5 protein-coding genes are annotated in these 6,067 nt (G+C 66.1%); 1 reads left to right on the plus strand and 4 read right to left on the minus strand.

From position 1 onward, the window contains the following. Window positions 1–325: 325 nt before the first annotated feature. Genes ACFOHJ_RS19850 through ACFOHJ_RS19860 form a run of 3 tightly spaced genes read right to left on the minus strand, consistent with a single transcriptional unit; the run spans window position 326 to window position 4,109 of the window. On the minus strand, window positions 326–2,212 hold the full coding sequence (locus ACFOHJ_RS19850) for an ABCB family ABC transporter ATP-binding protein/permease (protein WP_378223832.1): 1,887 nt from the start codon (window positions 2,210–2,212) through the stop codon (window positions 326–328). 21 nt (window positions 2,213–2,233) lie between these two features. Then, on the minus strand, window positions 2,234–2,566 hold the full coding sequence (locus tag ACFOHJ_RS19855) for an ArsR/SmtB family transcription factor (protein WP_378223834.1): 333 nt from the start codon (window positions 2,564–2,566) through the stop codon (window positions 2,234–2,236). Between the two features lie 58 nt (window positions 2,567–2,624). Then, window positions 2,625–4,109: a LysM peptidoglycan-binding domain-containing protein gene (locus ACFOHJ_RS19860; protein ID WP_378223836.1), complete on the minus strand. Its 1,485-nt coding sequence runs from the start codon at window positions 4,107–4,109 to the stop codon at window positions 2,625–2,627. 115 nt (window positions 4,110–4,224) lie between these two features. Between ACFOHJ_RS19860 and ACFOHJ_RS19865 the strand changes: the two genes are divergently transcribed. Continuing rightward, window positions 4,225–4,836, plus strand: a complete 612-nt coding sequence (locus ACFOHJ_RS19865) for an LOG family protein (RefSeq protein ID WP_378223839.1) — start codon at window positions 4,225–4,227, stop codon at window positions 4,834–4,836. A 104-nt stretch (window positions 4,837–4,940) separates the two neighbouring features. Here the strand turns inward: ACFOHJ_RS19865 and rarD are convergent, their stop codons facing one another. Beyond that, a complete protein-coding gene (rarD, locus tag ACFOHJ_RS19870) occupies window positions 4,941–5,864 on the minus strand; it encodes an EamA family transporter RarD (RefSeq protein ID WP_378223842.1) in 924 nt (307 codons plus the stop codon). Window positions 5,865–6,067: the final 203 nt, after the last annotated feature.

The following is a 6,067-nucleotide window of genomic DNA, read 5'->3' on the forward strand; positions in this document are numbered from 1 at the left end:
AGCGCTGAGCCCCGGCCTTGGGGCCCGTCTTGCGAAGCTCCTCACTGTGGCAACGGGGACACTCCATCGGGCTTCTCCTCGGCAAATCGACCAAACAGCCGAAGAAGAATCCAAACTAAGTCTGATGTAAACACTGCCCCACAAGGGGGAGGGGAATTTGCGGGAACGTCACGACAACTGCCGCCGCTCGGTTTTGGCATAGGCGATGCCAGCGTTCCCCTCCCCCTTGTGGGGAGGGGTTAGGGGTGGGGGTATCGAAACCCGCAACGCGGCCGAATGTCGTTTTCCCTGTCCGAGCGCCCAACCAAGCAGCTGGCCGGCCCGCTCAGGAAACCTCGGAGGGCCGCCTTCTCACGACGATGCCCATCTCGTCGCTTTCGCGGGCGATGCGCAGGCGCTCTTCCGCCTCGCTCGCCTCGCGCTGGCGGTCCCACATGGAGGCGTAAAGGCCCTTCTTGCGCAGGAGCGCCGGGTGCGTGCCGCGTTCGGCGATCTCGCCGTCCTTGAGCACGATGATCTCGTCGGCCGAAATCACCGTCGACAGCCGGTGGGCGATGACGATGGTGGTGCGCCCCTTGCTGACGAGGTCGAGCGCGGCCTGGATTTCCTGCTCGGTTTGGCTGTCCAGCGCCGAGGTCGCCTCGTCGAGGACGAGGATCGGCGGCGCCTTCAGGATGGTGCGCGCGATCGCCACGCGCTGCTTCTCGCCGCCCGACAGCTTGAGCCCGCGCTCGCCCACCATCGAGCGATAGCCGTCCGGCAGCCGCTCGATGAAACTGTCGATCTGGGCGAGCTTCGCCGCCCGCTGCACGTCCTCGTCGCTGGCGCCGGGGCGGCCGTAGCGGATGTTGTAGGCGATGGTGTCGTTGAACAGCACGGTGTCCTGCGGCACCATGCCGATGGCCGAGCGCAGGCTCTCCTGCGTGACTTCGCGGACGTCCTGGCCGTCGATCAGCACCGCGCCCTGCTGGACGTCGTAGAAGCGGAACAGAAGCCGCGAGATGGTGGACTTGCCCGCTCCCGACGGGCCGACGATGGCGACCGTCTTGCCTGCCGGCACCTCGAAGCTCACCCCTTTCAGGATCTGCCGGTTGGGATCGTAGTCGAAATGCACGTCGCGGAATTCGACCCTGCCGGTGGTGACCTGAAGCGGTTTGGCGCCGGGCTCGTCCACGACTTCCTGGCGCACGTCGAGCAGGTCGAACATCTGCTCGATGTCGGTCAGGCCCTGGCGGATTTCGCGGTAGATGAAGCCGATGAAATTGAGCGGCACGGAAAGCTGCATCAGCATTGCGTTGATGAAGACGAAGTCGCCGATCGTCTGCGTGCCGGCCTGCACTTCCAGCGCCGACAGGCACATGACGATGGCCATGCCGATGCCGAAGATCAGCCCCTGGCCGAAGTTGAGCCAGCCGAGCGAGGTCCAGATTCGGGTCGCGGCGATCTCGTAGCGCGCCATGGAGCGGTCGAAACGCTCCGATTCCATCCGCTCGTTGCCGAAATACTTCACCGTCTCGTAGTTGAGCAGCGAATCGATCGCCTTGGTGTTGGCATCGGTGTCGCTGTCGTTCATGTCGCGACGGATACCGATGCGCCAGTCGCTCGCCCGGACCGTGAACCAGGTATAGATCCACACGGTGACGGCGACGATGGTCACGTATTTCCAGCCGTAGCTGTAGGCGAAAATGCCTGCCGTCAGCGCGAATTCGAGGATGGTCGGCGCCGTGTTCAACATGATGAAGCGCACGATCGTCTCGATGCCCTTGGTGCCGCGCTCGATGATGCGCGACAGGCCGCCGGTGCGCCGCTCCAGATGGAAACGCAGCGACAGCCGGTGCATGTGGACGAAGGTGCGGTAGGCAAGCTGGCGCACCGCGTATTGTCCGACCTCGGCAAACAGGGCATCGCGCAACTGGTTGAAGCCCAGTTGCACAATCCGCACCACGTTGTAGGCGATGACGAGCACCACCGGCACCAGCATGAAGGCGGGCAGCGGCGGCGGCGTCTTGCCGTCGCCGGCCAGCGCGTCGGTGGCCCATTTGAAGAAATAGGGGCCGGCGACCAGCGTCAGCTTGGCCACCACCAGAAGCACGGTCGCCCAGACCACGCGCGCCTTGAGATCGGCGCGGTCGGCCGGCCACATATAGGGCCACAGGTTGCGCAGCGTCTTGAGGGTCGAGCCGGAATCGGCGGAAACGGTCTTGTCGGCCAAGTGAGTTGCCTTGTTTCGAAGTCAGTCGCGTGCGCAACAGGAATGGACGAGATCGGCCAGCGTGGCCGACACGGCGGCAAGCGCCGCGCGGTCGACCTCATAGCGCGAGCGCTGCCGGTCGGCGGCGAAATGGACGAACCCCGCCTCGACGAGAATCTTAAGATGCTGGGAAACGGTGGACTGGGCGAGATCGAGCTGCCGCACCACCTCGCCGCAGCAGCACGGGGAACTGGCGGAAAGATATTTCAGGATTTCGATGCGGGCCGGATGCGACAGCGCCGCCAGCTTGGCGGCAACCGCCTGACTGTCCGGGCCTGCGCAGCTTGTGCCGGTCTCGATTTTCGCCGTATCCATCGTTCATCGTCGATAAACGATGGAACAGCTTTCCGCAAGGGCGAAGCTTAGGGAAACGCTATTGCGCCGGGACGGTGGTCGCCTGGTCGCCGAGGGCTTTCAGGTCGGCGGCCTCGCCTTCGCTGGACTTCTCCGGCACTGCAAACACCTGCCCCGGCCAGATCTTGTCGGGGTCGGCGATCTGCTTCTGGTTGGCCAGATAGATCGTCGAATAGCGGATGCCGTGCCCATAGACGCGGCGGGAAATCCGCCACAGCGAATCGCCGCGCCGGATGATGACGGCGCCGTCGGCATGTTCGAGCTTGGGTGCGGCGGTTTCGGGCACGCCGGCCTGTTCGCCGCCGGCGGGCGCTGCCGTCGCCGGCTGGCCGGAATTGTCGGTTCCCCCCGGCGCGGGCTTCGCGGCCTGCGGCGCCACGGCGGCGATCGCCTCGCCGGGCTCGCGCTCGAACGGAACGGTCGCGCGCGCCACGACCTTGCCCTCGGCATCCAGCGCGTCGACGCGCACCGAGTACTGGCCGACCGCGAGGTCGCGCTGCGCCTCGACCAGGAAATGGCCGTCCGGCGAGGTGACGGCATCGCCAAGCAGCATGTCGTTGGCGTAGGCGCGCACCTTGCGGCCGGCGTCGGCAAGGCCGGCAACGAAGATCTTGGAGCCGTCGATTTCAACCGCCTCGACCACCACCTTGGGGCCGGCCACGGTCGTGACGGGTTCCGGCGTCGCCGCCGGCTTGTTGGCTTCCGCCGGCTGTTCGGTTGCCGGAGCGGCCGCTTGCGGCGCGGCCTGGCCGCCTTCCGGCGCCGGCTTGGGCGCGGCGTTCTCGCCGGCAGCTGCGGCCGGCTGTTCAACCGCCTGCTGCCCGGCGGCTGCCGGCGCGTTCTTCTGTGGCTCGGGAACGGTCAGGAGTTCGGCCGGCTTGCCGGGCTCCTCCACCATGGCGAGCACCTGGCCATCCGCCTTTTCGGGCACCGAGATGACCGCCGTCTGCTCCGAGGTGGCGACGACGCCATCGGGCGCGGTCGAGCGCAGCACGATCTGGTAGTCGCCGGGCTTCAGCGGGTCGTTGAGCACGATGGCGAAGGCTCCGTCGGCGCCGGCCGTCGTCTCGCCGAGCACGGTGGAGCCATGGACGATCTCGACCTTGGCGCCGGCCACGGCCTTGCCGGCGATGACGGCCGAGCCGTTGCCCTCGACGCGCACCACGTCGAAGGTCGGCGCCACGACCGCGGCGGCAGGCGTCTGCGCGGCGGCCTGCGGCTTTGTGTTCTCGGCCTGCCCGTTCTGGGGCTCCGCCTGCCCCGCGCCGGCGGACGCTGCCGGAACGCGTTCCTGCGTGCCGGAGGCGGTCTTGGCTTCCTTGGTTTCGGCTGCGGCCGGGGTTTCAGGCGCGGCAGTTCCGGACGCGGCCTCGGCAGGCGCTTCCGCCTGCGTCGCGGGCAGCGTCACCGGCTTTTCGAACGCGCCCGACAGATAGGCCACGCCGCCCACGGCAACGACCCCACCGGCCGTGAACAGCAGTGCCCGAAGTGAAGTTATCGCCATATTGTCGCCTACCCCTAAGCCAGCGAACATGGGTCTAGCCTGTTTTGCCGGAGCCGACAAGAATAAGCCCGATTTCCCTTGACCGCGATTACGGACCTATTCACCAATCGGTCCCATGAACACGATTCGATCGATATGCGTCTATTGCGGCTCGTCTCCCGGTCATGACGAAGCCTATCTCAAGGCCGGGCGCGCGCTGGGCCGCTCCATCGCCCAATCCGGGCTGCGCCTCGTCTACGGCGGCGGCTCCAGGGGCATCATGGGCGCCGTCAGTGAAGGCGCCTTGCAGGCGGGCGGCGCGGTCCTCGGCATCATACCACGTTTTCTGGTGAACAAGGAGGCCAGCGAAAGCGGCCTCCAGCGCCCGACCGAGGTCGTGGTCACCGAGAACATGCATGAGCGCAAGCATCTCATGTTCGAGCAGTCGGACGCCTTCGTCGCGATGCCCGGCGGCATCGGCACGGTCGAGGAAATCGTCGAGATCATGACCTGGGCGCAGCTCGGCCATCACCGCAAGCCGATCGTGTTCGGCAACATCAATGGTTTCTGGGACCCGATGCTGGCGCTGATGGACCATATGGCACAGGCGGGCTTCATCCACACCGCCCGCCGTGTCCAGCCGCTGGTGGTCGACGAGGCCGAGGCCATCGTCCCCGCCATCCTGACGGCCGCCGCCACCAACGGCATTTCCGCCGAGGGCGACGAGGCGGTTCTCGACAAGCTGTGAGCTAAAGCGGTTCTGGGCTCAAGGAATCAGCAGGACCGCTCCAGCTTTTTTCCCTGGCCGCATTTCCGGACGCAAAACCGCTTCATACTTTTGCTGGAAATGCTCTATTCGGCCGGCGCCTGGGCGCGATGGCGCTGGTCGGCGACCATCGACCAGGTGTAAAGCACCAGCCCCGCCCAGATCAGGCCGAAGGCCACCGCCCTTTCGGTGGAGAACGGCTCGCGGAAGGCGAACACCGCGACCAGGAAGATCATGGTCGGCGCGACATATTGCATGATGCCGATGGTGGAGAGCCGCAGCAGCTTCGCCCCGGTGGCATAGAGAAGCAGCGGGACGGCGGTGACGATCCCGGCGCTCAGCAGCAGCCCGACATCAGCCATTCCGGTGCCGCCGAAATGGCCGTTCCCGCTCCATTGCAGCCAGGCGATGTAGATGGCTGCCGGAATGGCGATCATCAGCACTTCAAGGAAAAACCCCTGCGCCGGCCCGATCGGCAAGGCCCGCTTGCACAGGGCATAGAAGCCCCACGAAACCGCGAGCACGATCGACACCCACGGCAGGCCGCCATTTTCCCATGTCAGCAGCACGACCGCCAGCACCGCCAGCGCGATCGCCGCCATCTGCAAGGGCTTCAGTTTCTCGCCCAGCACGACCGCGCCAAGGAGGACGCTGAAGAGCGGGTTGATGTAGTAGCCGAGCGCCGTTTCCAGCGTGCGCCCGACAGCGATCGCCCAGACATAGGTGCACCAGTTGATGCTGATCAGCGCGGCCATCAGCACCCCCATCATCAGCGTGCGCGGGGTGCGAAGCGCGCGCTTGATGTCGCTGGTGCGGCCGAGCCATACCAGCACCGCGCCCGCCACCGGCAGCGACCAGACCGCCCGGTGCGCCACCACCTCGATCGCCGGGATATGCGCCACCGCCTTCATGTAGAAGGGCAGGAAGCCCCACAGCAGATAGGCCGACAGGGCGAAAAGGAAGCCGCGTTGCGCGGCCTTGTCCGGGCTGGTTGTCGCTTCGACGCTCATGCGCCCCGATATGGAGGCAAACGCGCCCCGCCGCCATCGCAAACTTCTGATGGGTCAATATTGTCTCGCTGATGGGTCAATCAGGCCGGCGGCCTGAAGGCCTCCGCAAAGGCAGGGCTGTCGCGCATGACAGTACCCCACCCCCTAGCCCCTCCCCACAAGGGGGCAGTGTTTACATCAGACTTAGTTTGGATTCTTCTTGG

Source organism: Aquamicrobium soli (assembly GCF_042646345.1).
GTDB lineage: Bacteria > Pseudomonadota > Alphaproteobacteria > Rhizobiales > Rhizobiaceae > Mesorhizobium > Mesorhizobium soli_A.

What these genes read in the sequence shown, in the direction of transcription:
- ACFOHJ_RS19860 (WP_378223836.1), bottom strand. Translation starts at nt 4,109, where the DNA reads ATGGCGATAACTTCACTTCGGGCACTGCTGTTCACGGCCGGTGGGGTC.
- rarD (WP_378223842.1), bottom strand. Translation starts at nt 5,864, where the DNA reads ATGAGCGTCGAAGCGACAACCAGCCCGGACAAGGCCGCGCAACGCGGC.
- ACFOHJ_RS19855 (WP_378223834.1), bottom strand. Translation starts at nt 2,566, where the DNA reads ATGGATACGGCGAAAATCGAGACCGGCACAAGCTGCGCAGGCCCGGAC.
- ACFOHJ_RS19865 (WP_378223839.1), top strand. Translation starts at nt 4,225, where the DNA reads ATGAACACGATTCGATCGATATGCGTCTATTGCGGCTCGTCTCCCGGT.